Raw genomic sequence first — 25,032 nt, forward strand, 5'->3', positions numbered from 1 at the left:
AATAAGACTTCAACTAACAATCTCCGCCTTTTTATATGAATTTTTTACACCAATCGTTCCTCTATATAAGAAAGCAAAACTTTAATTTAGCAGTGTTTCCCTCCATCTTATTCATCTAAATTAATAGCACTAAAAAATCACAAGTTTAATCGAAGTACACACAAGAGTTCAAACGAAAATTATATAGCAAATATAATAAGCGAACGTTTTGTTCATCCCCACTCATCATTCGCCCCACATCAGACACTTACGAGCAGCCCAGCTTCGAGATAGAAATTCCACCCCACAAATAGCGCGGTAAAGCAAAGCTTCAATCAGAAAATCCCTCTCCTCTTACAAGACAAAAAATAGCACTTAGATTTCTACAATCTAAGTGCTATTTCTGAATAATAATAGTAGAATTCTTTCTAAATTTCCATTCCATCCACTTCATAACAAGCGGCTTCAATAAAGCTCTCGTAATAGGGATCACGCAGATAAACCCTAGCATATCTGTCACATACCCAGGAAGCACTAAGAGAATACCTCCTACAAATACAAAAATACCATCTAGTACCGCCTCACCTGGCATTTCCCCTCTATTCAACTTAGATTGAATCTCTCCAAGCACTTTAAACCCTTGTCTTTTCGCCAAATACACACCTACAACACCTGTAAATACAATCATAGCGAACGTAGACCATAAACCTATTACATGACTTGATCCAATTAAGACCGTAATCTCAATCGCCGGTATTAAAATAAACAAGAATAGTAACCACTTCATAGTTCTACACCTCTCTCACATCTCACTTTTAACGCCCTCACAATGCCTATATACATCATATGAAATATAGATACCCTTTCATATTAAAACCCATAACAAACAGCTTTTAAAAGCAATTCTAGGCGCTTTAAGCTAATTCTATCTCGTTTTTGTGTAAAAAAAAGAGAAGGACTCCGATCCTTCTCTCCGTATTACTTATAGCACTTCCGCATGTCCATTATAAACAATTCCGCGTGCTGCATCAACTGTTACTTCTTGGCCATTTTTTAAAGTTGCTGTTACGCCGTTTACACCAACGATAACAGGAATACCGATTGATACACCTACAACAGCTGCATGGCTTGTTAAGCCACCTTCTTCTACAACTAAAGCTGCAGCTTTTTCGATTGCAGGAATCATATCTTTATCAGTGCTTGTTGTAACAAGGATATCACCTTCGTTTACGTTCGCTACAGCTTCAGCAGCTGTTTTCGCTACAACTACTTTACCTTTTGCAGCTTTACGACCGATTCCTTGTCCTTTAGCAATTTCTTCACCAACAACGTGGATTTTCATTAAGTTTGTTGTACCAGTTTCAGCAACTGGAACACCAGCAGTAATCACTACAGTATCTCCAAGTCCGATTAGACCTGCATCCATACCTGTTTGAATTGCTGTATCTAACATTTCATCAGTTGAAGCTGCGCGCTTCTCAGCCATAAATGCTTGTACACCCCAAACAAGTGCAAGACGACGTCCTACTTGCTCGTCAGATGTTACAGCTACGATTGGAGATTTTGGACGGTATTTAGAGATCATTTTCGCAGTATATCCACTTTCTGTTGGAGCTACGATTGCAGCTACATCAAGAGCAAGTGCTGTATGTGCAACAGATTGGCTAATTGCATCTGTAATTGTTGGAGTGAACTCTTTAATACGTTTTTTGAACATATCTTCATATTGCAATGATTTTTCAACGCGTACCGCAATGTTAGCCATCATTGTTACTGCTTCTACTGGGTATTGCCCAGCAGCTGTTTCACCTGAAAGCATGATTGCATCTGTACCATCGAAGATTGCGTTAGCTACGTCACTTGCTTCCGCACGAGTTGGACGTGGGTTACGTTGCATAGAATCTAACATTTGTGTTGCAGTAATAACTGGTTTACCTAACACGTTACATTTTTTAATTAGACGTTTTTGTACTAACGGTACTTCTTCCGGTGGAATTTCTACACCCATGTCACCACGAGCTACCATTAAACCGTCAGAAACTTCTAAGATTGAATCGATATTGTCGATACCTTCTTGGTTTTCGATTTTTGGTACGATTTGGATGTATTGAGCGTTATGCTCTTCTAATAATTCACGGATTTCTAATACGTCAGACGCTTTACGTACGAATGAAGCTGCAATGAAATCAACTTTTTGCTCGATACCGAAGATGATATCTTTTACGTCTTTTTCAGTGATACCAGGAAGCTTAATGCTTACGTTTGGTACGTTAACACCTTTTTTATTTTTTACAGTTCCGCTGTTAAGAACTTTTGTACGGATGTTTCCATCAGCTTTTTCGATTACTTCTAGTTCGATAAGACCGTCATCGATTAGAATACGAGAACCTGGGTCTACATCGTCATAAAGACCAGCATAAGATACAGAGAACTTCTCTGCAGTACCTAATACTTGCTCAGTAGAAAGAACTACTTCTGCACCTGTTACAAGCTCAGCTTGTCCGTCTACAAAGTCGTGAGTACGGATTTCTGGACCTTTTGTATCAAGTAAGATACCAACTGTTTTACCAGTCTTCTTTGAAGCTTCACGAATGTTTTTAATACGAGCTCCGTGCTCTTCATGGCTACCATGAGAGAAGTTTAAACGAGCAACGTTCATACCTGCTTCGATTAATTGCTCTAATTTTTCAATACTTTCACTAGCAGGACCTATAGTACATACAATTTTAGTTTTACGCATATTGCACCTCCGAAAATTATGAAACCGTTCCCAAATATCTGACATTACGCCGATTAGATGGATAATTCTTTAGATAATTGATACATATCTTTATCGATTGTATGCTTTTGAGCTAACGCTTCGATAATGTCATGATCAACAAGTTTGTTATCTTGAATACCTACACAACGTCCGCCTTTACCAGCAATTAACAATTCAACTGCTCTTGCGCCAAGACGACTTGCTAATACACGGTCTTGTGCACTTGGTGATCCGCCACGTTGTACGTGACCTAATACAGTTACACGAGTATCAAAGTTTGTTGCTTCTTCAATGTGCTTACCGATGTCAATTGCACTTCCAACACCTTCAGCTACAACGATAATACTGTGTTTTTTACCACGTTCACTACCGCGCTTCAGACGAGCGATAACATCATCCATGTCATACTCTTCTTCTGGAATTAAGATTGTTTCTGCACCATCAGCTAAACCAGCCCATAATGCGATATCACCAGCGTGACGTCCCATTACTTCGATAACATATGTACGTTCATGAGATGTAGCTGTGTCACGGATTTTATCAATTGCATCAATAACAGTGTTTAAAGCTGTATCGAAACCAATTGTGAAGTCTGTTCCAGGGATATCATTGTCGATTGTACCTGGTACACCAACACATGGGAATCCTTGTTCAGTTAATTTTTTAGCGCCTTGGTAAGAACCATCTCCACCAATAACAACAAGTCCTTCGATACCATGTTTCTTTAATTGCTCGATACCTTTTAGTCGTACTTCTGGGTCTTTAAACTCAGGACATCTTGCTGTATATAATTTCGTACCACCGCGGTGGATAATATCGCCAACAGAACCAAGTTCTAATTTTTCAATGTGACCAGAAATTAATCCAGCGTATCCATGGTAAATACCATATACTTCAATATCATGGAAAATCGCTTTACGAACAACTGCACGAATGGCAGCATTCATACCAGGTGAATCTCCACCACTTGTTAATACACCAATACGTTTCATTTGTACTCACCTCATAAAGATTATTTGCCTTATAATAAAATAACACGAAAAAATATAAAAACACAATGGAGAAGATGTGTCTTTTCATAATAAAAACGTGCATTCGCGAAGAGGAACGCACGCTTTTATTATTTTATCCCAATGGAAGCGTTTGAAAACGAAACTTGCCCAATTTTCATATATTTTTCATAACGTTTTTCGATTAATTCATCTTTCGAAATTCCGTTTAATTGTTCAAAAGTTTTTCTAATCATTAAGTCTATATTTTCTGACTGTTTTAAAAGATTACGGTGAGCTCCACCTTTTGCCTCTGGAATAATTTCATCAATTACACCTAATTCTTTCAAATCTGCTGCTGTAATTTTCATTGCCTCTGCAGCTTCCTTTGCTTTTCCTGCATCTTTCCAAAGAATTGCCGCTGCACCCTCTGGTGTAATAACAGAATAAGTGGAATTTTCTAGCATATGAATGTAATCTCCAACTCCAAGGCCTAGCGCACCACCACTACCACCTTCGCCGATAACGATACAAATAACAGGTACCGTTAAACCTGCCATTTCAAATAAATTGCGGGCGATAGCTTCACTTTGACCACGTTCTTCAGCAGCTTTACCAGGATAAGCTCCTTTCGTATCAATAAAACAAATAATAGGACGATTGAACTTTTCCGCCTGCTTCATTAAACGTAATGCTTTTCGATATCCTTCTGGATGAGGCATTCCAAAGTTACGGCGAATATTTTCTTTCGTATCTTTTCCGCGCTGATGCCCAATTACAGTTACAGGCATCCCTTTATATTTCGCAATGCCGCCGACAATCGCTGCATCATCGCCAAATAGACGATCTCCATGACATTCGAAAAAATCAGTAAATAAGTGCTCAATATAATCGAGCGTTGTCGGTCGTTCAGCATGACGAGCAATTTGAACACGGTCCCATACTTTCAGATTGCCGTATATATCTTCCTCTAAATTTTCTAGCTTTTCTTCCAAAATACGAATCTCCTCACTGAAGTCCATCTGGCTGTTTTTCGTATAGTCTTTCAGTTCACGAATCTTATTTCTTAGCTCAACAACTGGTTTTTCAAATTCTAGCTCTGCCATACAGCCATTTCCCCTCCTTGATGAACTTCTAAAATCTTGCGAAGTGATTCTCTCATATCATCACGATGCACCACCGCATCTAATTGACCATGATCTAGTAAGAATTCTGCCGTTTGGAAATCTTCTGGTAGTTTCTCACGCACCGTTTGTTCAATTACACGTCTACCAGCAAATCCGATAAGTGCACCTGGTTCTGCAAGATTATAATCACCAAGTGAAGCGAAACTCGCTGAAACCCCGCCCGTCGTTGGGTGAGTCATAACAGAAATAAATAATCCTCCTGCATTACTATGCTTTTTCAAAGCTACGCTTGTTTTTGCCATTTGCATTAAACTTAATATACCTTCTTGCATACGGGCACCACCCGAAGCAGTAAAGATAATAAATGGAACTTGTAAGTCGTACGCCTTTTCAACCGCACGGGCGATTTTTTCTCCTACTACAGAGCCCATGCTCCCCATTCGAAAACGAGAATCCATTACTGCAACAACAACAAGCATGTCATCAATTGTTCCTTCACCAGTTACAACCGCTTCGTTCAATTCAGTCTTCTTACGATCGCTCTCTAGTTTCTCTTCATAACCTGGAAACTCGAGTGGATTTAACGAAACCATTTCTTTGTCATACTCACGGAATGACCCTTCGTCCAATATACTATCAAGACGTTCCCATGCATTCATAGGATGATGATATCCACAATTCACACATACTTTTAAATTTTTTAGAAGTTCTTTCGTATACATGATTTTTTTACATTCCGGACATTTTGTCATAACGCCATCTGGTACATCTTTTCGTACTTGTTCTGAAGGTATTGCAGCGTACTTTTTCTTTTTCACGAATAAATCTCTTAGCACAATTTGACCCCCTTCGTTGAGAGCTAAGGTTAGCGTAAGAAGAAAATGGGGCTAACACCAAAGTTTGATGTTAGCCTTATCTTCTCAATCTGTCTAATAACCTCACTCTTTACGTTTAACTTTAACCGCTACGCGGTAGAATGTTTGTCATAACGTGTCATGGTCATTTCGACAAATTTTATACATTACGAGTGAAACTGTATATTCTCTACTAATTCATCGTAAATTTTTAGTGCATCATTTTCTTGTTTTTCTTCCAAAGTAGCATAAAGCTTTCTATACATATCGATAGAATCTCTTGAAACTTTACAAGAAAGAGTTGCTACGTAATCATTTACGATCATCCAAATGCGATATAGTAAATAATTATCGACTTGTTCAATAAGTGTTTTAAAGAACGTTTGATGAAGCGTTGGGATTGAGCTTTCATTTTCTTCAAGTACTTGGTGTAATCTACTTAGTACTTTAGAAAACGTTTCTTTCGGTAAATTACATACAATTCGAATCATATCTTTCTCAAGCAATCGTTTTGTTTGTAATAAATCACGAATTGTTTTCTCATCTTGCAGTAAAAACGGAGCAATTAATTGTACAAGACCGTTATCATAAAAGTTTCGAATAAACGTCCCTTCACCACGTCTCGTTTCAATCAATCCTACCAGTTCTAAAGCACGCAATGCTTCTCTTACAGAGGAACGTCCTACGTTTAAGCGTGAACTTAACTCGCGCTCAGACGGCAAACGATCCCCCGCTACCAATCCATCCTCTTCCATAATGGAACGGATTTTTTTTACAATTTCGAGATATACTTTTGTATTTGATGATGTCAATGGAAATTCCTCGCTTATTCTTTACCAATCAGCGCTAATTGTTTTGTTTTTTCAGCGATCTCATTTGGATCTACTTGACGGCGAGCTACTCCTGTCTCCATTGCTGCTTTTGCAACGTAAGCCGCTACTTGAGGCGCTACACGCGCGTCAAATGGTGCTGGAATGATATAGTCTGCATTTAACTCATCTTCTGCTACAAGCTCAGCAATAGCCTGTACAGCTGCCATCTTCATTTCTTCGTTAATTTGTGTCGCATGTACGTCAAGTGCACCGCGGAAAATACCAGGGAACGCCAGTACATTATTTACTTGGTTCGGGAAGTCAGAACGACCTGTTCCAACCACAGCTGCGCCCGCTGCTTTTGCCAATTCTGGCATAATTTCTGGAACTGGATTTGCCATTGCAAAAATAATCGCATTGTCATTCATTGTACGAACCATCTCTTCTGTTAATGCACCTTCTGCAGATACACCAATAAATACGTCCGCACCTTGTACAACATCAGCTAAAGAACCTTCTATACGATTCTTATTTGTATATTTTGCAACTTCATCCTTCACCGGATTCATACCTGTAGGACGACCATCATAGATTGCCCCTTTACGGTCACACATAATAATGTCGCGTACACCATAGCGATATAAAAGTTTAATAATTGCAATACCTGCTGCACCTGCGCCATTTGCGACAACTTTAATGTCAGACATTTTCTTTCCAACTAATTTCAGTGCATTTACAAGACCTGCTACGGTTACGATAGCTGTTCCGTGTTGATCATCATGGAAGATAGGAATATTTGTTTCTTTTTTCAAACGCTCTTCAATAATGAAGCAGTTTGGTGCTGCGATATCTTCTAAGTTAACGCCGCCAAAAGTTGGCTCCATTAATTTTACAGTTTCAACAATTTTATCTACATCGTTTGTATTTAAGGCAATCGGGAATGCATCTACACCAGCAAAGCTCTTGAATAATACAGCTTTACCTTCCATTACTGGAAGAGATGCTTCAGGTCCAATGTTACCAAGACCAAGTACAGCCGTTCCGTCTGTCACAACTGCTACCATATTTCCCTTCATCGTATATTCATATACCTTACTTTTATCGTCATAAATTTCTTTACAAGGTTCTGCAACCCCTGGAGAATATGCAAGACTTAAATCTTTTGCATTTTCTACTTTTACTTTTGATACAGTTTCTAATTTTCCTTGATGCACTTTATGCATGTGAAGTGCTTCTTCACGAAGTGTTGACAAACTATCCACTCTCCTCAAATTATTCTTGCTGATATCAATTTCTCCAAGTGGTCTGACCACGAACACTACTACTATAATAATCGAAGTGTAGGGAAATTGTCCATTATATTTTCACAACTACATTTTCTTCCCCGACAATTTCACGAAGTGCTCCTAAACATTCTTCACTTGGATGAATCGATAAACTCCGAGATAATTGTACCATTTTATGTTCCTTTTCATAATAAATTAGTACTTTCGCAAAACCTGAATAGTCGAACAATATTTTCGTAACCTGATTTAAAAGCTTTTTCTCATACTGAGACGGCAATTTCACGTAAACAGATGCGTCTTTCTTTTCTTCATAAACATCCATTTCCTCTAGCGGATATAGCCCATTTACAATCCATTGCAGCTTATGATTTCTTAGCTCAATCATGCCGTCAACTAAAACAATTGCTCCTTCTTGTAACTTGTCCGAGAAATGTATATACGTTTCCGGGAAGAGGACTGCTTCCATTTCATCATTTTGATCACAGAATGTAATAAATGCCATCTTTTGAAACTTTTTCGTACGAATCACTCTCACACTTGTTATATACACAATAGCTCTTTGTACTTTTTTCTTGTGTCGCATCGCCTGAGCGAGAGATGGAATTTCTAATTCTTTTGCTAACTTTACATACTGCGCTGTCGGATAACTTGATAAATAAAAGCCAAGTGCTTCTTTCTCTTTATTTAGTTGTTCAATAAAAGATAGCTCTTCTCCTTGTACGTATTTTGATTTTGGAACAGCATCTCCTAAATCACGTGCGAGATTCGCGTACTCTAATGCCCCTTTAATACTTTTCCATAAATTCGTTCTCGAAACACCAAAATCATCAAAACATCCCGACCAGACGAAAGCTTCTAAATTGCGCTCCGTTACAAACTTTGACGGCAAACGGAGACAAAATTCAAACAAATCTTCGAACATTTTTTTCTCTCGTTCTTCTAATAATGCCGTCACTGTAGCCATTCCAATATTTCGAATCGAAAGTAAACTGTAACGTATCGCATTCCCCTCTATTTGGAAGTTGTAACCACTTTTTTGAAGAGACGGCGGCAAAACATGAAAACCTTTTCGCTTCGTTTCTCGTATATACTGTACAATTTTATCTTCATTTCCAATTGCACTTGATAATAGTGCCGTCATAAATTCCAGCGTATAGTTCGCTTTTAAGTAGGCAAGTTGATATCCGATCATACTGTAAGCTACAGCGTGACTTCGGTTAAAACCGTAATTCGCAAATCTTACAATTAAATCATAAATTTTCTCTGCGGATGTCTCATCATAACCATTTCGCAAACATCCTTGGACGAAATGCTTACGTTCCTGATCTAAAATATCACGATTTTTTTTACTCACCGCACGGCGCAGTAAATCTGCTTCTCCGAGCGAAAAACCAGCTAACTTCGATGCAATTTGCATAATTTGTTCTTGGTATACAATGACGCCGTATGTTCTTTCTAAAATTGGCTTTAAATCCGGATGTAAATATTCAATTTTTCTTTTTCCATGTTTCGATTCAATAAAAGTCGGTATCTGTTCCATCGGTCCTGGTCTGTATAACGAGTTAACAGCTACGATATCTTCAAACTCATTCGGTTTTAACCCGCGAAGTACATTTCGCATACCACCCGACTCAAGCTGGAATACACCTGTTGTATCCCCTCTCCCTAATAATTGGAACGTCTTTTCATCTTGAAGAGGTAAGTTTCTTATATCGATTTCTTTCCCTGTTTTGTTCGCGATAAATTTTATAATATTTTCAAGTAACGTTAAATTACGTAATCCTAAAAAGTCCATCTTAAGCAAACCAAGTTCTTCTAGCGCATCGGCTGGATATTGCGTAACATAAACATCGTTATGTCCTTCTTGAATTGCTACACTTCCTGTTAGCGGTTCTTGACTCATAATAACACCAGCCGCATGAATAGACGTATGACGTGGTAAACCTTCTACACGTTTTGCGATTTCAAATACACGCTCATGCAGAAGATTCCCTTGTATAAACTCACGAAGTGATTGTGATTCTTCATATGCATCTTTTAACGTTATACCAAGCTTTGATGGGATAAGTTTTGAAAATATATCAATATCTCGCGGCGGAAGCCCCATTACGCGGGCAATGTCTCTAATTGCCGCTTTTGCTGCAAGCGTACCAAACGTTACAATTTGCGCAACACGGAGCTGACCGTATTTATCTTTCACATAGCGAATCATCTCATCACGTCTTACGTCTGGAAAATCAATATCAATATCGGGAAGCGTCACACGTTCAGGATTTAAAAACCTTTCAAATAATAGATCGTATTCAATTGGATCAATATCTGTAATTTCTAATACGTATGAAACGAGTGAACCAGCTGCCGATCCACGACCTGGTCCTGTTAGAATATGATTTTCATGTGCATACTTCATAAAATCCCATACGATGAGGAAATAATCACTAAATCCCATACGAGAAATAACATTTAATTCATGATCCAAACGCTTTATATGCACTTCTTTCGGTTCACCATATCGTTTCCGCAAACCTTCTTCACAAACACGACGCAAATATATATCACTCGTTTCATTAGACGGAACAGGAAATTTCGGAAGTTGATTTACATGGAACGGTATTTCTACTTGGCAACGCTCTGCAATTTTTATTGTATTTTGGATTGCTTCCGGCGCGTGGGAAAATAGTGCTTCCATTTCATCCGATGACTTTAAATAATACTGATCTGTTTTCAGCCTCGGCCTATCTGGATCAGTCATTTTCGTTCCACTTTCAACAGATAGTAAACATTCGTGAACAAGCGCGTCACTTTGATTGATATAGCGCACATCGTTTGTTGCAACGACCGGAATATTAACCCTACTAATAAATTCAGGTAGTTTCTCTTGTAAAAGCAACTCATCTTGAATCGCATGATGCTGCAAACTCATATAAAAATGGCCAAACATATTTTGATACGTGCGAGCTACTTCTTCAGCCTGACTCTCATTGTCTTCTAGTAATAATTGCTCAATTTCGCCATCTTTACCTGGTGAAATTGCAATTAATCCTTTCGCATAATGCGCAAGCCACTTCTTAGGAATACCTTCTTTGGACTTTGTCATAATACTGCTAGAAATCTTTAATAAATTTTGGTAGCCTATTTCATTCTCAGCAAGTAATACAAGCGGATAAGACCTTTCTTCTTCTTCACTAAAAATAGAAGCGGTTAATCCAATAACAGGCTGTATACCATGTTTCTTACATGCTTTATAAAACGGAATAACGCCATACATAACATTTTCATCCGTAATAGCCAGCGATGAAAAACCGAGTTCTTTCGCCCTGACTACAAGCTCATCAATTTTACAAGCACTTTTTAATAAACTAAAAACGGTTTGACATTGTAAATGCACAAACTTCACTGTTGTACCCTCTCTTTACCTATTTGACTACTTTTATTATAGGTGATGAGGAAAGCGGAAATCAAAACATACTTCTTATACTTTGTCCATATATATGAAGAAGAAAGGGGAATGACGATGGATGTAAGAGAACATACTTTTTTCTCTCTGCTTATTATTAGTTATTTTATTGCCTTTGGGGTTATACTTGGCGGTTCATTAATTGGTGGATTTGGTGCGTTTCTTATCGGAAAACCAGCTCTAACTTACATTAATCAATTCGCCCAAAATTTAAGAATTTGGGCACTCGTTGCAGCAATCGGCGGAACATTCGATACCTTTTATAGCTTTGAAAGAAGTTTCTTTGGCGGAGATATGAAAGATATCGTAAAGCAAATTCTCCTTATTTTTTTCGCAACTGGTGGTATGCAAACAGGTCTCATTATTATTAAATGGCTAACGCAGGAACATGTATGAGAGTACCAAGTGCCAATACAGCAAAAAGATGGTACTTAGTATTAGCTGGGGCTGCTGTTGGAGGCGTGTTGAGCTGGTTTATTTTTTTGTACATATACGGTGTTTTTCAAGAAGAACAAGCTAGTAAAATAGCAGAACAAAGAGAAATTATAGAAAAACAAGAAGCAAAGCTCCACGTCCTTCTCGAAGATCAAGAAAAATTGAACACTGAAAATAAACGGCTCTTAACCATTCAAGAGATTAAAATAAAACTTATCAATCGAGAAAAATACGATTTAGACAATCTCACACTCGAAAATATGACTACATCTATCCATAATGACCTCCAACATCTTTTAACGAAAAACATTCAAAGTATCGCAAAAAATAAAGACCTACTTAAAAAGGTAATCGAAAATAAAACGTACAAACATTACGATCGGCTATACCGTTTTAAAGTCGATACAATATCTTTTGATACAGTGCTTGAAATTAGCATTACTATAGAGAAAGAAAAATAAAGAAGGAGGGCTTTAGCGCCGCTCCTTCTTTTCGTTCTAACATATAGTCTCTTATTTACAAATCTCACGTAAATCAGCAAAAAGACGATCCGCTTCTTCCCAAGAAGATGCCTTCGCACCAGAAGCCATCGGATGCCCCCCGCCGTTATATTGCATTGCTAATTTGTTTATAACTGGTCCTTTTGAACGAAGACGAACACGAATTACGTCGTCTTCCTCTAAAAATAGAACCCACGCCTTTAATCCATCAATATTGCCAAGCGCTCCAACAACACCAGATGCTTCAGAAGGAAGTACATCAAACTCTTCTAATACTTCTTTCGTTAATTTAATGTAAGCTGCTCCTTCTTCTACCATCGTAAAGTTTTGTAAAATATAACCGTTTAAACGAGCAATTTTTTCTTTTGTCTTATACATCTCATTGTATAAATCTGTGAATTTCACACCCATGTCAACAAGCTCACTTACGTAACGAAGTGTTTTTGCTGTCGTATTCGGGAATAAGAAACGACCTGTATCTCCAACAATTCCTGCTAAAATAAGGCGGGCTGCTTCTTTTGTTATTTTTAATCCTTTATCTTTTCCATAGTTATAAAACTCATAAATCATTTCACTTGTAGAACTCGCTGTCGTATCTACCCACGTAATATCTCCATATGGATCTTCATTTGGATGATGATCAATTTTAATTAACATCTTCCCTTTTGTATAGCGTTGATCGTCAACACGTTCTTGATTCGCAGTATCACAAACAATAACAAGCGCATTTTCGTATACACTATCTTCAATATCATCCATTACTCGTAAGTATGCTAGTGACGGTTCATTGTACCCAACCGTATAAATATTTTTCTCTGGAAACGATTCTTGTAGAATTGTACCAAGACCACCCTGTGAACCTAACGCATCTGGATCCGGACGCACGTGGCGATGAATAATAATTGTATCAAACTCTTTAATTGCTCCTAAAATTTGCTCATGCATATGTATAATCTCCTTTTTAATCAACTTCTTCACTTTATCCTCCATTATAACGGAAAGTATTTCATACATGCGAACAATTGCTTTATAATAAAAGTTAGAAAGTTTAGATATTTCTTTTTCTTTTCTATTATTTTTCACAAAGCGATGGGAGTGTTCATTATGCCAGTATTAGTCTTCTGTATTATCGTCTCATTTATGTTGTACCTCTTTTACAAAACAAAATACTTTCGTACAAACCGCCCAATGGAGAAAGGTTGGCTCTCAGGAAAATCCGCAATGGCACTCGGTTCATTCGTTTTATTTTTCGGGATAAACCAATTCTTTTTAGAACTTTCAACCGCTCGTATTATCGTTGGTGTTTTATTCGTTCTATTTGGTAGTGCAAGTGTATTTAACGGGTTTCGCCAATACAAACATTTCTTGCCATTAGCAGTTAAAGAAGCTGAAGTCTATGAAGCAACGTAAAAAAGCATCAATATTGTGATGCTTTTTTACGTCCCTTAACTTTCAAAATCATATACGCAACAAACGCAGATGGTATATTAAATGGGTTCCCTTGTACGTGAAAATGTAATTGTTCTTCTCCAAAAGACATTTTTTCATATAGCTCTCGCTGAGATAATCCTGTCTTTTCCTTTTTTTCATGTAAACCTTGTAAATATAAATATTGAATCGGTATCATTACAAGAAAGTAAAATAGTGCGATACTACCAAAAAAGAGTACGGCTGACGACATAATGCATACCACCTCTCACGATTCCATTTTCTTACAATATAATCATAACACAATATACAACTGAATTGAATTATTATTCCGTCTTTTCTCACATTACTTTTCCACTCCATCCCATACATATTTCACTAAAACTCCCATCTAAAATCATGCCTTTCAAATTTAAAACAACAAAAAAAGATGGAACAAATCAAAACGATTTGTTCCATCTTTTTATTTATCGATTAACTGAACCATAAGTAATGCTTTTCCAACAACATTACCTTCATGATGCACCTCTACATCGACCTTACCAAATTTACGTCCAATTTCTAATACTTTCGGATGAACAGATACAACATTATCAATTTGAACCGGCTTTACGAAATAAATCGTTAAGTTTTCAACAATTAAATCGCTTTTCTTTTGCGCACGAATGACGCGATTTGTCGCTTCTGTCACAATTGTTGCAAATACACCGTACGATAACGTCCCGATTGAGTTCGTCATTTGCGGCGTCACCGAAAATTGATATAGATGCTCATTCTTCGCTTCTTTTGGTGTCATAAATTGATTCGTTACAATATCATCAATGGTTTCTCCAACTTGTGGCTGACGTTGAATCATTTGCAGTGCCTGAAGTACATCTTGACGGCTAATAATACCTTGCAGTTTGTTTCCTTCCTCAACGACAGGAAGTAATTCAATTCCTTCCCACACCATCATACGTGCCGCAGCTGCGACAGACATTTTACCGTTCACTGTAATTGGGTGTTTTGTCATTACTTTATCAATTGGTGTTTCTTTCGCTACTCCGATCATATCTTTTGAAGTTACGATTCCTAGTACTTTGTTACTTTCATCGACAATTGGATATCTTCCGTGCATTGTCTCTTCGTTATATGCATGCCATTGCTGTACTGTATCACTCGGCTTTAAATATAACGTTTCTTCAATTGGCGTTAAAATATCTTCAACGAGTACAATTTCTTTCTTAATAAGTTGGTCATAAATTGCACGATTAATTAACGTTGCGACCGTAAATGTATCGTAGCTACTTGAAATGATCGGCAGCTTTAATTCGTCTGCTAATTTCTTCACATGATCTTCCGTATCAAAGCCGCCCGTAATTAATACAGCGGCTCCAGTTTCTAGCGCTAATTCATGTGCATTGGTACGGTTACCAATAATGAGTAAATTCCCAGCTTCTGTATAGCGCATCATCGCTTCTAACTTCATAGCTCCGATTACGAATTTATTTAATGTTTTATGTAGTCCTTCTCTGCCCCCAAGTACTTGACCGTCGACAATGTTAACGACTTCTGCATATGTCAGTTTTTCGATATTCTCTTTCTTCTTTTGTTCAATTCGAATTGTTCCGACACGTTCAATTGTACTAACATATCCTTTATTTTCTGCATCTTTAATTGCACGGTAAGCGGTCCCTTCACTTACACTCAAATCTTTCGCAATTTGTCTTACAGAAATTTTATGGCCTACTGGCAGGCTATTAATATGTTCTAAAATTTGGTTATGCTTGGTAGCCAAATGGTTTCACCATACTTTCTTTTCCCTAAATTCTTCATGTGTTGTACTTTCAGTATACTATATTTTCAAAACTGTTACACTCTCTCTTTGCATACCTGTACTATTTTTTTTATAACAAAATGACTCTTACATTCCACCAGTCATTCTATTACAACAATGTAATGCTATTGTCATCTCATTCGATAGTTCGTCCACTTAATTGCCTATACAATTAAGACAAGAAATAAAACAAAGGAGCGAACACATGATGAAAAAATTTTTAGAGGTTGTAGGTGCTGTATTTTTAGCTTTCGTAGATGGGAAAAAAGTTGCAATGGAATTGAATGAAACACCTGAACAACCACGTACCAAAAGAAAAGAATCACCAAAACAAATACAAGCATTAAAAGCTGTCCTACACACGTAAAAAACCCTTCACTTTTCTTTTCAAATGAAGGGTTTCTTTTCTATAGTGTAATACTTTCTCCAGCTTCTAATACTTTCCCTGTACAATTTTGTAGCTTTTCTACAAATTGATATGGATCTTGTTCAATAACTGGGAACGTATTGTAATGCATCGGTACAACAGTTTTCGCATTAATCCATTTTGCCGCTAGTACAGCATCTTCTGGTCCCATTGTGAAATTATCACCAATTGGTAAAAATGCTAGATCAACTTTATTTAATTCCCCAATTAACTTCATATCAGAGAATAGTGCAGTATCTCCTGCGTGGTATACAGTTTTCTCTTCTGCTGTAAATAAAATACCTGCTGGCATACCTGTATATGTAATCGTCTTATTTTCTTCATCAATATAACTAGAGCCGTGGAATGCTTGTGTAAGCTTCACTTTTCCGAAGTCAAATTCATGTGAACCACCAATATGCATCGGGTGTGTATTTACACCTTGCCAACTTAAAAATGTTGCTAGTTCAAATGGCGCTACAACAACTGCATTATTTTTCTTCGCAAGTTCTACTGTATCTCCAACATGATCACCGTGTCCATGCGATAAAAGAATTGCATCCACTTTTACATCTTCAGCTTTTAAATCTGTTTTCGGATTACCTGTTAAAAACGGGTCAATTAAAATAACTTTTCCATTCGCCTCAATTTTCACAACTGAATGTCCATGATAAGATACTTTCATTATTACATTCCTCCCCTATTCACATTCTCACTTTTTATTCTACATGATTTTTCAATTCCCTGTCTTTTCTAACATCTATTTACTTGTCATAACGCTTTCTTCCGAGTTAAAGTTATATTTGTAATTAAATATCTCGGGGGTGCCAATCGATGAATGCTAGATTAGAAAATTTAATGCAATGGCTAAAAGAAAAAAACGTAGAAGCTGCGTTCTTAACTTCTACACCGAACGTCTTCTACATGACAAACTTCCACTGTGAACCACACGAAAGATTACTTGGTATGTTTGTATTCCAAGAAAAAGAACCTATTTTAATTTGCCCTAAAATGGAAGAAGGTCAAGCACGTAACGCTGGCTGGGCACATGAAATTATCGGATTTACTGATACTGACAGACCATGGGATATGATTGCAAAAGCAATTAAAGACCGCGGCATCAATGCAAATGCAGTTGCAATTGAAAAAGAACATTTAAACGTAGAGCGCTACGAAGAATTAACGAAATTATTCCCAAATGCAGCTTTCAAATCAGCTGAGGAGAAAGTTCGCGAACTTCGTTTAATTAAAGATGAAAAAGAACTTTCTATTTTACGCGAAGCAGCTAAAATGGCGGACTATGCTGTTGAAGTTGGTGTAAATGCAATTAAAGAAAACCGCAGCGAGCTAGAAGTATTAGCAATTATTGAACACGAATTAAAAACAAAAGGCATACATAAAATGTCATTTGATACGATGGTATTAGCAGGTGCGAACTCAGCTCTTCCACACGGTATTCCTGGCGCAAACAAAATGAAACGCGGCGATTTCGTACTATTTGATTTAGGCGTAATCATTGATGGTTATTGCTCTGATATTACACGTACAGTAGCATTCGGTGAGATTTCTGAAGAGCAAACTCGTATTTACAACACTGTACTTGCTGGACAACTACAAGCAGTTGAAGCATGTAAACCAGGTGTTACACTTGGCGCAATCGATAATGCTGCTCGTTCTGTTATCACAGATGCAGGTTACGGAGACTTCTTCCCGCACCGACTTGGTCATGGACTTGGAATTAGCGTACACGAATATCCAGATGTAAAAGCTGGTAACGAGTCTCCATTAAAAGAAGGTATGGTCTTCACAATCGAACCTGGTATTTACGTACCAAACGTAGGTGGCGTTCGTATTGAAGATGATATTTACATCACAAAAGACGGATCAGAAATTTTAACGAAATTCCCGAAAGAGTTACAATTTGTAAAATAATAAAAAAGGCAGCGGGAGTGCTGCCTTTTTCTATTTCCCTACTATTTCAAATTTCTCTACAATCATTTTTGCTGGATAACTTTCAAGTATTTGAGAAAACCATACTTTTATTTTATCCCCTGTTTTTAACTGTTTATATGTGTCTTTGTCCTTAAAGCTCAAGACTATATGTGCTGGATGCTCTTTATTCATTTGTTGTTCTATATAATGTTGCAACTCTACTTTTGTTTCAAACGTTTTATCATCGGCAAAAAACACCGTGTCATTTCTTAATATGATATACCCTTCTTTAGGTACTTCTTTTACCGTTACTTGCTCTACTTGTTTTGTATCACACGCTGATAATACGACTAGAAATACACTTAAAAACATAACAATTTTCATATGCCTATTCATTTTTAACTCCTTACTCTAGGCTATTTCAAATTTAGCACCATCTTCTCCTCATACTTATCATCCCATTTAATCACAATCTCTATTGGTTCATCTTTAGAGATAGGCGCGCAACTTACACAAGAAGACTTCATTTCAACCTTTGCTCCTCTATGAACTTCTGACGTTTGTGTCATTGTACTAAAGGCTCCATTAATAGCAATCTCTAAGTTTTTAAATTCTGTCTTTCCATCCCCGCCCTTATATTGAAACGTAAACATCCCATCTTCACTGTCATCCTTAATATGCCCTTTATATTGTCCAGTCCAACTTTTGCTCTCGCTAGAAAAAGTAACATACGAAATGGAACAGCTTCCTAAAAAGAAAATACTAATGAAAAAGAATAATGCTCTCTTCATAATGCCCCCTCCATTCAAATGCACTTATTTATTGTCTATTTCTTCCTCTTATTATATTATAAAAATACAGAATTTTCTAAAATAGGAGGTTTATATGTTACAACAACAGTTAGAAGAAATTCGTAATAATAATTACATACTGGACAACACAATTAACATTGATTCTTTAAGTTCCAATATGCTTGAGCACATCGGTGTTACCGATAGCTATTTAAGAGACAAACTTATTTACTCTACTTTTTATCATCTCATCAAAAAAGACTACATTTCACATACACACTTACAGAAATTATTATTAGAAAGCATTAGTGAAAAATATTTATTGTATAAGATTCATTCGGATGACGAAGATGCCGTATTTACCCGAGCATTTACAACATTATTAATTGCCCTCATTATAGATGCAGATACAAATCATAATTTCTTATCACAGAATGATATTTTAACTGTAAAAGATCAATTAATTCTATATATGAACAACGAGCATGATTTCCGTGGATATGTCCAAGACCACGGCTGGGCACATAGTATCGCTCATGCTTCCGATACATTTGAGGCGCTTGTGAATAGTCCTAAACTGGAAACTTTATATTACGAAGAAATATTACAAACTTTATTAAACAAAGTTTGTGTTCATTCTATTTACTACAAATATGAAGAAGATGAACGTATCGTTTATCCGATTGTCGCAATGCTGCAAAATCACCTAAAGGAAGAAGTACTCATATTAGCCCTTCATGATTTAGTAGCTCAATTACAAGTAAAAAAATCCACGCTACATATTGAATCATACGAATTTTTATACGGAAATATAAAATCTTTCTTACGTAGCTTATTTTTCAGACTACGTACACTTTCCATATGTAAAGAAACCGAATGTGAAATTGAAAAATTGCTACCAGGGCTTCGCCAATATTACTAAAAAAGAAGGCCACTCAAAAAGTGCCTTCTTCTATTTCACTAATATTTAATTGAAATTTCACGATCCAAACCGAGAAAAGGTGGACAAGAAGCGCAAACGCCATACATGCTCCGCTTAAAAAAGTTAGTATAGGATGCGAATACACGTGCCCCAATCCATAGGATACCGCCACGAAAAACATTGTTATGTAAATATAAATTGCTCCATGTATTTGCCTCATATAAACCTCCTTTTCCCATATTATAACATAAATTTTCTGATTATTCACATTAATTACTTGTAATCAATATTTCTCAACTGTTACACCTCTTACAGTAGCCTTAATATACGGTGACCCTTGTAAACTTTGTAAATCCTCTGTTTTTCCTGTTACGAATACACCTTATATTGGTAAGTTTTTTGGTTTTGTGTTTTTTATTTCTTTATCCCGCATTAACGGGCAGTAAGACCCCACATCAAAACTCAGCGGAAGCAAAGAAGTTAGGTTGGGGTCGAACTGCCCGTAAAAGCCCGATTGGTGAGGGCTGATAATCAGTGGGGGATGCCCCCCACTGATTAAAGTTTCACTTTATAGTTTATCCTAAAATATTCTCGATATCCCTCCTTATTTTCACTTAAAGATATCCAAATATAGCTTTTATCAATTTTTTCATAATAAAAAGCACATCCATTTTGATGCGCTTTTCTCTGAAATACTATTCTATTATTTCATCGCTTCCTTCACAACATCTTGAATCATAACAACTTCTGTTTTCATATCAATAGACGGTGCTTCTTCATCGATACATTCATACCAAAACGCTAAGTGCTTTTTATCGATTTCATAATGAGAATTTTCGACAAGAGCCCCGCCTTCTCCTTGCACAGAATACCAATATAAGTACTCTTCTCCATCTCTTATTTCCCGGAAAATTGTCTCAACATACATCTTTTCGTCGTTTAATGTCAAAAGTACTTCTTTCATATTGTCATTAAGAAGTTGCATCCATTCATCTACTCGATGACTCTTACCAGGCTTAACTTTAAATCTCGTTAATTCTACATTCATTTTTCTTCCCCCGTTTTCTTACGTACAAACAAACTATATTCTATTGGATGATAAAAACTTAATTTACTAGCTAATTTTCGCGAAGGAATATTGTCTACATAACAATCCCAGCTCGGTATAATATCATTTTGCATGCAATGTTCAATGAACCGTGTTGCAACAGCTTGAGCTAATCCTTTCCCTTGATACGCTTCATGTGTTGCAATATCTATTTCAGCATAACCATTCCCGCTAAATATTGAGACACATTCAGCTACAATTATCCCATCTTGTTCTATACAAAATCCAAAACCACTATTCAAAAACGTTTCTTTTGATCCCCAATATTCTTTATAGTACTCCTCTTTAAATTCACTGCTTCGCTCTATATCTCTTCTATCAATACGCTTCACTTCATATGTATTTTTGTTAAAATCTCGTTTTCTCTCCTCAAAGGTTACCCTTTGAAATTTCATTCGCGGGATGTTCCGAAGTGTATTACTAAAACGCTCTTCTAACATCATTTCCCACTCTTCACTTGAAGTAAAGAGTGTAAATCTCTTCTCTGTTTTTTCAATAGCCGTTTTTAAATATGAAAATAACTCTTCGTTATAATTTTGATCATCAGTATCACCAAATAAATAATAGATACCGTTAGCTGTAATAATTAATCCTGCTGTTAATTGCCCGTTTACAAAAACCTCACCATCTACCACTTGATCACATACCGCATAAGCAAATGTCATCGTTCTTGTATTACCTTCTAAAACCGGAAGAACTTTTCTATACTCGGCTACAGATAATTTTTTCATAATTGCTCCACTATAATCGTATCAGCCTCTATATGTTCAAAACAAAGATTTACCGTTCTCTTTAATGCTCTCGTTCTATGAATCGTACATGCTGGAATTAAAATAGAATCATTTGGCTTTAAAACCGCCGTTTCTCCATCTTCAAAATCAATAAGTAACTCTCCCTCTAGCACAATAAATAATTCATCCGAATTAGAATGATAGTGCCAATCATATTCACCAGTAAATACAGCGATTCGTAAGCAATGACTGTTTATATTTGAAACGACGAAGTTTTTATGTTGATCTTTAATATCCTTTGTTAATTCTATTAAGTTCACAGTCTCCATCTTTCGTCCCATCCTTTCATTAGTCGTTCTTCTAAAAAACTAACTTAATCTCCACCACCTCCGCAATCTCCTCCACCATCACTTGAGCTACTACAGTCATTGCTACTGTAGTCACCGAATCCACCTGATGAGCTTGAAGCGTATGAAGATTTTTTGCTTCTTTTTCTATCTTTTTTACTTTCATGACTAGGCCATACTTTATCAAATAATATAAAGAATAAGATTCCTTCTACCATAACAAGTAGAACGCCTAAGGTACTTTCAATAACATTGGGGGTTATCCCCAAACTTTTAAATATCCCACATAAATACAAGCAAAAAATCACATACAAGAACATACAAATATACCGAAATGTTTTCTCTATCGTAATGACTACTTTTTGTGAAAAAGGTATGTTCTGTTCCTGTTTTTTCTTTATATACCTTTGTCTCTTTGCCTGTTTTTTCTTCCTCTTTTTGTTCCCCATCGAATCCCCTCTTTTTATTATATAATTCTAAATTATCATAATAAAAATTTTTTTACACCAATAAATAACAATTATTCACATGTTATTTCTCCATATAAAAAAGACCCTCCTCACGAAAAGGAAGGTCTCAAATGTATTTCTATTATGATAAAGCAGGAGCTTTTTCAAGAAGCTCTTTTGCATCAGCGTATTGTAAGCCGTGAGCTTCCGCAACTGCTTCGAATGTTACATAACCATCTAATGTGTTAATACCTTTTAATAATGCAGTGTTGCCTAAGCAAGCTTCTTTGTAGCCCTTGTTAGCAATTTGTACTGCATATGGTACTGTTACGTTTGTTAATGCAAGAGTTGACGTACGTGGAACTGCACCTGGCATATTAGCAACTGCATAATGAACAACGCCATGTTTTTCGTAAGTTGGGTTGTCATGAGTTGTAATACGATCAGTTGTTTCGAAAATACCACCTTGGTCAATCGCGATATCTACAACGACAGAACCTGGTTCCATTGATTGAATCATTTCTTCAGTTACAAGTTTTGGCGCTTTTGCACCCGGAATTAATACCGCTCCAATAACAAGGTCAGATTCTTTAACAGCTTCTGCAATGTTGTATGGATTAGACATTAATGTTTTTACTTGGTTACCGAAAATATCATCTAATTGACGAAGACGTTCTGCACTTAAGTCAATGATTGTTACATCTGCACCTAAACCTACTGCAATCTTAGCTGCGTTTGTACCAGCTTGACCACCGCCGATGATTGTTACTTTGCCGCGTTTTACCCCTGGAACGCCTGCAAGTAAAATACCTTTACCGCCTTTGTTTTTCTCAAGGAATTGTGCACCGATTTGTGCAGACATACGACCAGCCACTTCACTCATAGGTGCAAGTAATGGTAAAGAACGATTGTCTAATTGTACTGTTTCGTATGCGATTGATGCAACTTTGTTATCGATTAATGCTTTCGTTAATTCTGGTTCTGGAGCTAAGTGTAAGTATGTGAATAAGATTAAGCCTTCACGGAAATAGCCGTATTCACTTGCTACTGGCTCTTTTACCTTCATAACCATATCTTGATTCCATGCTTCTTCAGCAGTTTCTACAAGTTTCGCACCCGCTTGTACGTATTCTTCATCTGTAAAGCCAGATCCTAAACCTGCTCCTTTTTGAACAAAAACTTCGTGACCATTTTGTACTAAATGTACTGCTCCCGCTGGCGTCATTGCCACACGGTTTTCATTGTTCTTAATTTCTGTTGGAATACCGATACGCATGATTAGTTCCCCCTTGAGTTATGAAATGACCCCTGAATCATTTTTTAAAGCGCTTTCTACGCTCTTATATTTTAACATAATATCTCAATATTTGACAAAAAAATAACACGAGTTTTCCGATAGATTTAATTTTATATTAAAGGACAGTATTATCCGCACCTCTCAGCACAATGGATAAACTGTCCAATTATTCGAAACTTCATCTTATTTTATTCTATCGATGTCTATGAATAACATCCACTGCACCAGTCACTTCAATAATTGTACCGGTAATCATATCGGAATCGTCCTCACATAAAAACGAAATGGTTCTTGCAATATCTTCACCTGTTCCAGATCTACCAATCGGTGTGTTATGCTCTTTCAGCTGACGTGCTTCTTGAATAGTTGCCTCTTTCATATCGCCTATAATATCACCAGGACATACCATGTTCGCAGTAATACCATACTCCGCTTCTTCATAAGCAACTGTTTTCGTTAATGAAACAAGTCCTACTTTCGCTGCGGCAAAAGCTGAACGATAAATCCATCCCGGTGCACTATCCGCCCCTTGAAATCCGTAATTAATAATACGGCCAAAGTTCTGTTTTCTCATGACCGGAACGACAAGTTTTAATAAATGAAATACCGCTGTTAAATTTCCCTGAATCATTTCATTCCATTCATCTTCTTCATAATCAACTAACTTTTTTCGTTCAAATACATATGGACCAGCATTATTAATTAAAAAGTCAATTTTGCCAAAACGGCTCATCGCTTCTTCTACTATTTTATGTAAATCTTCCTTTTTCGTGACATCAGCTTGCACGAATTGTAGACGCTCTTCCACATCTTTATATGTTTCTTTCATCGTTTCCATAGCCGTGATATCGCTATGGTACGTTACTGTTACTGAATAGCCTTTAGCCAATAACTTTTCTGTTACTTGCTTTCCTAAACCTTTCGTACCGGCTGTAATGAGCGCATGTCTCACAAAACTGCCCCCTTTTAAATTGCTATACTTCATATGTAACAAGTTCTCGCTCCAATTACAACTAAAATGAATTGAAACAGAGTTTTCAAAATTCTGTAACGTTTCTGGCAAGCACGTTACCAAAATTTGTTTTATAATTAAGTTGTAAACAGTTATAAAACAGATTGGGAGGAATTTACTATGAATAATACATATACAAATATTTTAATCGCGGTGGATGGTTCTAAAGAAGCAGAAAAAGCCTTTAAAAAAGCAATTCAAGTCGCAAAACGCAACAATGCAACATTAACAATCGCTCATATCGTTGATGTAAAAGCATACTCAGCCGTAGAAGCCTATAGCCGTGCAATTGCGGAACGTGCAAATCTATTTGCAGAAGACTTATTAGAAGACTACAAAAAAACTGCGCTTGAAGCTGGTCTTGAAAAAATTGAAACTGTATTAGAATTCGGTAATCCTAAATCAAAAATTTCAAAAGAAATCGCTCCAAACCATAAAGTAGATTTAATTATGTGTGGTGCGACTGGTTTAAATGCTGTTGAGCGTTTCCTAATTGGTAGCGTCTCTGAACATATTATTCGCTATGCGAAATGCGATGTCCTTGTTGTTCGTGGTGATGAAGAGCAAGGTGAGCTTTAATTTATAGATAAAAC

At 36.8% G+C, this 25,032-nt stretch carries 28 protein-coding genes; 7 read left to right on the forward strand and 21 right to left on the reverse strand.

Annotated features, from left to right (window positions below; translation table 11 throughout):
* Positions 1-376: 376 nt before the first annotated feature.
* The 8 genes from GBN91_RS04075 to dnaE all read right to left on the reverse strand — a co-directional run bounded on the left by GBN91_RS04075 (position 377) and on the right by dnaE (position 11,205).
* Entirely contained in the window at positions 377-766 is a 390-nt protein-coding gene (locus GBN91_RS04075; RefSeq protein ID WP_000871628.1) for an FxsA family protein, read from the reverse strand.
* Between the two features lie 195 nt (positions 767-961).
* Positions 962-2,719 carry a pyruvate kinase gene (gene pyk, locus GBN91_RS04080; protein ID WP_001232673.1) on the reverse strand — a complete coding sequence of 586 codons (1,758 nt, stop codon included), beginning with the start codon at positions 2,717-2,719 and terminating at the stop codon, positions 962-964.
* Positions 2,720-2,772: 53 nt separating this feature from the next.
* Positions 2,773-3,732 (reverse strand): 6-phosphofructokinase, encoded by a 960-nt coding sequence (gene pfkA, locus GBN91_RS04085; protein ID WP_000821157.1) that lies wholly within the window; start codon positions 3,730-3,732, stop codon positions 2,773-2,775.
* Positions 3,733-3,860: 128 nt separating this feature from the next.
* Positions 3,861-4,835 carry an acetyl-CoA carboxylase carboxyl transferase subunit alpha gene (accA, locus tag GBN91_RS04090; protein ID WP_000818801.1) on the reverse strand — a complete coding sequence of 325 codons (975 nt, stop codon included), beginning with the start codon at positions 4,833-4,835 and terminating at the stop codon, positions 3,861-3,863.
* Complete coding sequence (gene accD / locus GBN91_RS04095; RefSeq protein WP_000942856.1) at positions 4,823-5,692, reverse strand: acetyl-CoA carboxylase, carboxyltransferase subunit beta; 870 nt, start codon at positions 5,690-5,692, stop codon at positions 4,823-4,825. Before accD ends, accA begins: the two co-directional genes overlap by 13 nt.
* Positions 5,693-5,877: 185 nt before the next feature.
* The gene (locus GBN91_RS04100; protein WP_000204444.1) at positions 5,878-6,522 is read right to left on the reverse strand and encodes a FadR/GntR family transcriptional regulator; all 645 of its coding nucleotides are present in this window, start codon (positions 6,520-6,522) and stop codon (positions 5,878-5,880) included.
* A gap of 14 nt (positions 6,523-6,536) precedes the next feature.
* On the reverse strand, positions 6,537-7,745 hold the full coding sequence (gene ystJ / locus GBN91_RS04105) for an NADP-dependent malic enzyme (RefSeq protein WP_161114790.1): 1,209 nt from the start codon (positions 7,743-7,745) through the stop codon (positions 6,537-6,539).
* A gap of 133 nt (positions 7,746-7,878) precedes the next feature.
* Positions 7,879-11,205: a DNA polymerase III subunit alpha gene (gene dnaE, locus GBN91_RS04110; RefSeq protein ID WP_152121267.1), complete on the reverse strand. Its 3,327-nt coding sequence runs from the start codon at positions 11,203-11,205 to the stop codon at positions 7,879-7,881.
* Positions 11,206-11,247: 42 nt separating this feature from the next.
* On the opposite strand from dnaE, the gene GBN91_RS04115 reads away from it, so the two are divergent.
* Positions 11,248-11,661 carry a YtrH family sporulation protein gene (locus GBN91_RS04115; RefSeq protein ID WP_002005839.1) on the forward strand — a complete coding sequence of 138 codons (414 nt, stop codon included), beginning with the start codon at positions 11,248-11,250 and terminating at the stop codon, positions 11,659-11,661.
* Positions 11,658-12,161, forward strand: coding sequence for a sporulation membrane protein YtrI (gene ytrI, locus GBN91_RS04120; RefSeq protein WP_001265736.1), 504 nt, complete (start codon positions 11,658-11,660; stop codon positions 12,159-12,161). Before GBN91_RS04115 ends, ytrI begins: the two co-directional genes overlap by 4 nt.
* Positions 12,162-12,212: 51 nt before the next feature.
* Here ytrI and GBN91_RS04125 read toward each other — a convergent pair whose 3' ends face one another.
* On the reverse strand, positions 12,213-13,145 hold the full coding sequence (locus GBN91_RS04125) for a DHH family phosphoesterase (RefSeq protein ID WP_000545136.1): 933 nt from the start codon (positions 13,143-13,145) through the stop codon (positions 12,213-12,215).
* 159 nt (positions 13,146-13,304) lie between these two features.
* On the opposite strand from GBN91_RS04125, the gene GBN91_RS04130 reads away from it, so the two are divergent.
* The gene (locus GBN91_RS04130; RefSeq protein WP_001144776.1) at positions 13,305-13,610 is read left to right on the forward strand and encodes a YtpI family protein; all 306 of its coding nucleotides are present in this window, start codon (positions 13,305-13,307) and stop codon (positions 13,608-13,610) included.
* Positions 13,611-13,617: 7 nt separating this feature from the next.
* Here GBN91_RS04130 and GBN91_RS04135 read toward each other — a convergent pair whose 3' ends face one another.
* Both GBN91_RS04135 and GBN91_RS04140 read right to left on the reverse strand, forming a co-directional pair.
* Positions 13,618-13,881 carry a DUF3949 domain-containing protein gene (locus GBN91_RS04135; RefSeq protein WP_000093045.1) on the reverse strand — a complete coding sequence of 88 codons (264 nt, stop codon included), beginning with the start codon at positions 13,879-13,881 and terminating at the stop codon, positions 13,618-13,620.
* Positions 13,882-14,091: 210 nt separating this feature from the next.
* Positions 14,092-15,405, reverse strand: coding sequence for a CBS domain-containing protein (locus GBN91_RS04140; RefSeq protein ID WP_000201572.1), 1,314 nt, complete (start codon positions 15,403-15,405; stop codon positions 14,092-14,094).
* Positions 15,406-15,649: 244 nt separating this feature from the next.
* On the opposite strand from GBN91_RS04140, the gene GBN91_RS28735 reads away from it, so the two are divergent.
* Positions 15,650-15,811, forward strand: a complete 162-nt coding sequence (locus tag GBN91_RS28735) for a hypothetical protein (RefSeq protein ID WP_000976017.1) — start codon at positions 15,650-15,652, stop codon at positions 15,809-15,811.
* Positions 15,812-15,851: 40 nt separating this feature from the next.
* Here GBN91_RS28735 and GBN91_RS04145 read toward each other — a convergent pair whose 3' ends face one another.
* A complete protein-coding gene (locus tag GBN91_RS04145) occupies positions 15,852-16,535 on the reverse strand; it encodes a metal-dependent hydrolase (protein WP_000868926.1) in 684 nt (227 codons plus the stop codon).
* A gap of 149 nt (positions 16,536-16,684) precedes the next feature.
* Here GBN91_RS04145 and pepQ point away from each other — a divergent pair, with 149 nt between their 5' ends.
* Positions 16,685-17,782, forward strand: coding sequence for a Xaa-Pro dipeptidase (gene pepQ, locus GBN91_RS04150; protein WP_000994033.1), 1,098 nt, complete (start codon positions 16,685-16,687; stop codon positions 17,780-17,782).
* A gap of 30 nt (positions 17,783-17,812) precedes the next feature.
* Here the strand turns inward: pepQ and GBN91_RS04155 are convergent, their stop codons facing one another.
* Positions 17,813-18,178, reverse strand: coding sequence for a DUF3221 domain-containing protein (locus tag GBN91_RS04155; protein WP_001079378.1), 366 nt, complete (start codon positions 18,176-18,178; stop codon positions 17,813-17,815).
* A gap of 20 nt (positions 18,179-18,198) precedes the next feature.
* Complete coding sequence (locus GBN91_RS04160; RefSeq protein WP_000816709.1) at positions 18,199-18,573, reverse strand: hypothetical protein; 375 nt, start codon at positions 18,571-18,573, stop codon at positions 18,199-18,201.
* A 94-nt stretch (positions 18,574-18,667) separates the two neighbouring features.
* Here GBN91_RS04160 and GBN91_RS04165 point away from each other — a divergent pair, with 94 nt between their 5' ends.
* Positions 18,668-19,495 carry a DUF2785 domain-containing protein gene (locus GBN91_RS04165; RefSeq protein ID WP_152121268.1) on the forward strand — a complete coding sequence of 276 codons (828 nt, stop codon included), beginning with the start codon at positions 18,668-18,670 and terminating at the stop codon, positions 19,493-19,495.
* Positions 19,496-19,508: 13 nt separating this feature from the next.
* Here the strand turns inward: GBN91_RS04165 and GBN91_RS04170 are convergent, their stop codons facing one another.
* The 7 genes from GBN91_RS04170 to GBN91_RS04205 form a co-directional block, all read right to left on the reverse strand.
* Positions 19,509-19,715, reverse strand: coding sequence for a hypothetical protein (locus GBN91_RS04170; RefSeq protein WP_001248908.1), 207 nt, complete (start codon positions 19,713-19,715; stop codon positions 19,509-19,511).
* Positions 19,716-20,198: 483 nt separating this feature from the next.
* Positions 20,199-20,543, reverse strand: a complete 345-nt coding sequence (locus GBN91_RS04180; RefSeq protein WP_001100209.1) for a DUF6176 family protein — start codon at positions 20,541-20,543, stop codon at positions 20,199-20,201.
* Entirely contained in the window at positions 20,540-21,334 is a 795-nt protein-coding gene (locus GBN91_RS04185; protein WP_000736763.1) for a GNAT family N-acetyltransferase, read from the reverse strand. The genes GBN91_RS04180 and GBN91_RS04185 overlap by 4 nt, the downstream gene beginning before the upstream one ends.
* Positions 21,331-21,663, reverse strand: a complete 333-nt coding sequence (locus tag GBN91_RS04190; protein ID WP_000450926.1) for a cupin domain-containing protein — start codon at positions 21,661-21,663, stop codon at positions 21,331-21,333. Before GBN91_RS04190 ends, GBN91_RS04185 begins: the two co-directional genes overlap by 4 nt.
* Before the next feature lie 44 nt (positions 21,664-21,707).
* Positions 21,708-22,130, reverse strand: a complete 423-nt coding sequence (locus GBN91_RS04195; RefSeq protein ID WP_152121269.1) for a hypothetical protein — start codon at positions 22,128-22,130, stop codon at positions 21,708-21,710.
* A 142-nt stretch (positions 22,131-22,272) separates the two neighbouring features.
* Entirely contained in the window at positions 22,273-23,406 is a 1,134-nt protein-coding gene (gene ald, locus GBN91_RS04200) for an alanine dehydrogenase (protein WP_001219403.1), read from the reverse strand.
* A gap of 214 nt (positions 23,407-23,620) precedes the next feature.
* On the reverse strand, positions 23,621-24,412 hold the full coding sequence (locus GBN91_RS04205; RefSeq protein WP_002024902.1) for an SDR family oxidoreductase: 792 nt from the start codon (positions 24,410-24,412) through the stop codon (positions 23,621-23,623).
* A gap of 147 nt (positions 24,413-24,559) precedes the next feature.
* Here GBN91_RS04205 and GBN91_RS04210 point away from each other — a divergent pair, with 147 nt between their 5' ends.
* The gene (locus GBN91_RS04210) at positions 24,560-25,018 is read left to right on the forward strand and encodes a universal stress protein (RefSeq protein ID WP_001066673.1); all 459 of its coding nucleotides are present in this window, start codon (positions 24,560-24,562) and stop codon (positions 25,016-25,018) included.
* The last annotated feature ends 14 nt before the right edge of the window (positions 25,019-25,032 follow it).

It is taken from the genome of Bacillus sp. B1-WWTP-T-0.5-Post-4 (assembly GCF_009183795.1).
GTDB lineage: Bacteria > Bacillota > Bacilli > Bacillales > Bacillaceae_G > Bacillus_A > Bacillus_A cereus.

Excerpts from the sequence above, each read along its gene's own strand:
- GBN91_RS04125 (WP_000545136.1), bottom strand. The coding sequence starts at position 13,145 with ATGCATGAGCAAATTTTAGGAGCAATTAAAGAGTTTGATACAATTATT.
- GBN91_RS04185 (WP_000736763.1), bottom strand. The coding sequence starts at position 21,334 with ATGAAAAAATTATCTGTAGCCGAGTATAGAAAAGTTCTTCCGGTTTTA.
- GBN91_RS04135 (WP_000093045.1), bottom strand. The coding sequence starts at position 13,881 with ATGTCGTCAGCCGTACTCTTTTTTGGTAGTATCGCACTATTTTACTTT.
- GBN91_RS04075 (WP_000871628.1), bottom strand. The coding sequence starts at position 766 with ATGAAGTGGTTACTATTCTTGTTTATTTTAATACCGGCGATTGAGATT.
- accA (WP_000818801.1), bottom strand. The coding sequence starts at position 4,835 with ATGGCAGAGCTAGAATTTGAAAAACCAGTTGTTGAGCTAAGAAATAAG.
- GBN91_RS04210 (WP_001066673.1), top strand. The coding sequence starts at position 24,560 with ATGAATAATACATATACAAATATTTTAATCGCGGTGGATGGTTCTAAA.
- ystJ (WP_161114790.1), bottom strand. The coding sequence starts at position 7,745 with ATGCATAAAGTGCATCAAGGAAAATTAGAAACTGTATCAAAAGTAAAA.
- GBN91_RS04180 (WP_001100209.1), bottom strand. The coding sequence starts at position 20,543 with ATGAATGTAGAATTAACGAGATTTAAAGTTAAGCCTGGTAAGAGTCAT.
- GBN91_RS28735 (WP_000976017.1), top strand. The coding sequence starts at position 15,650 with ATGATGAAAAAATTTTTAGAGGTTGTAGGTGCTGTATTTTTAGCTTTC.
- pepQ (WP_000994033.1), top strand. The coding sequence starts at position 16,685 with ATGAATGCTAGATTAGAAAATTTAATGCAATGGCTAAAAGAAAAAAAC.
- pyk (WP_001232673.1), bottom strand. The coding sequence starts at position 2,719 with ATGCGTAAAACTAAAATTGTATGTACTATAGGTCCTGCTAGTGAAAGT.
- ytrI (WP_001265736.1), top strand. The coding sequence starts at position 11,658 with ATGAGAGTACCAAGTGCCAATACAGCAAAAAGATGGTACTTAGTATTA.
- GBN91_RS04130 (WP_001144776.1), top strand. The coding sequence starts at position 13,305 with ATGCCAGTATTAGTCTTCTGTATTATCGTCTCATTTATGTTGTACCTC.
- GBN91_RS04205 (WP_002024902.1), bottom strand. The coding sequence starts at position 24,412 with ATGAAGTATAGCAATTTAAAAGGGGGCAGTTTTGTGAGACATGCGCTC.
- ald (WP_001219403.1), bottom strand. The coding sequence starts at position 23,406 with ATGCGTATCGGTATTCCAACAGAAATTAAGAACAATGAAAACCGTGTG.
- pfkA (WP_000821157.1), bottom strand. The coding sequence starts at position 3,732 with ATGAAACGTATTGGTGTATTAACAAGTGGTGGAGATTCACCTGGTATG.
- GBN91_RS04195 (WP_152121269.1), bottom strand. The coding sequence starts at position 22,130 with ATGGGGAACAAAAAGAGGAAGAAAAAACAGGCAAAGAGACAAAGGTAT.
- GBN91_RS04170 (WP_001248908.1), bottom strand. The coding sequence starts at position 19,715 with ATGAGGCAAATACATGGAGCAATTTATATTTACATAACAATGTTTTTC.
- GBN91_RS04160 (WP_000816709.1), bottom strand. The coding sequence starts at position 18,573 with ATGAAGAGAGCATTATTCTTTTTCATTAGTATTTTCTTTTTAGGAAGC.
- GBN91_RS04190 (WP_000450926.1), bottom strand. The coding sequence starts at position 21,663 with ATGGAGACTGTGAACTTAATAGAATTAACAAAGGATATTAAAGATCAA.
- GBN91_RS04165 (WP_152121268.1), top strand. The coding sequence starts at position 18,668 with ATGTTACAACAACAGTTAGAAGAAATTCGTAATAATAATTACATACTG.
- GBN91_RS04155 (WP_001079378.1), bottom strand. The coding sequence starts at position 18,178 with ATGAATAGGCATATGAAAATTGTTATGTTTTTAAGTGTATTTCTAGTC.
- GBN91_RS04145 (WP_000868926.1), bottom strand. The coding sequence starts at position 16,535 with ATGAAAGTATCTTATCATGGACATTCAGTTGTGAAAATTGAGGCGAAT.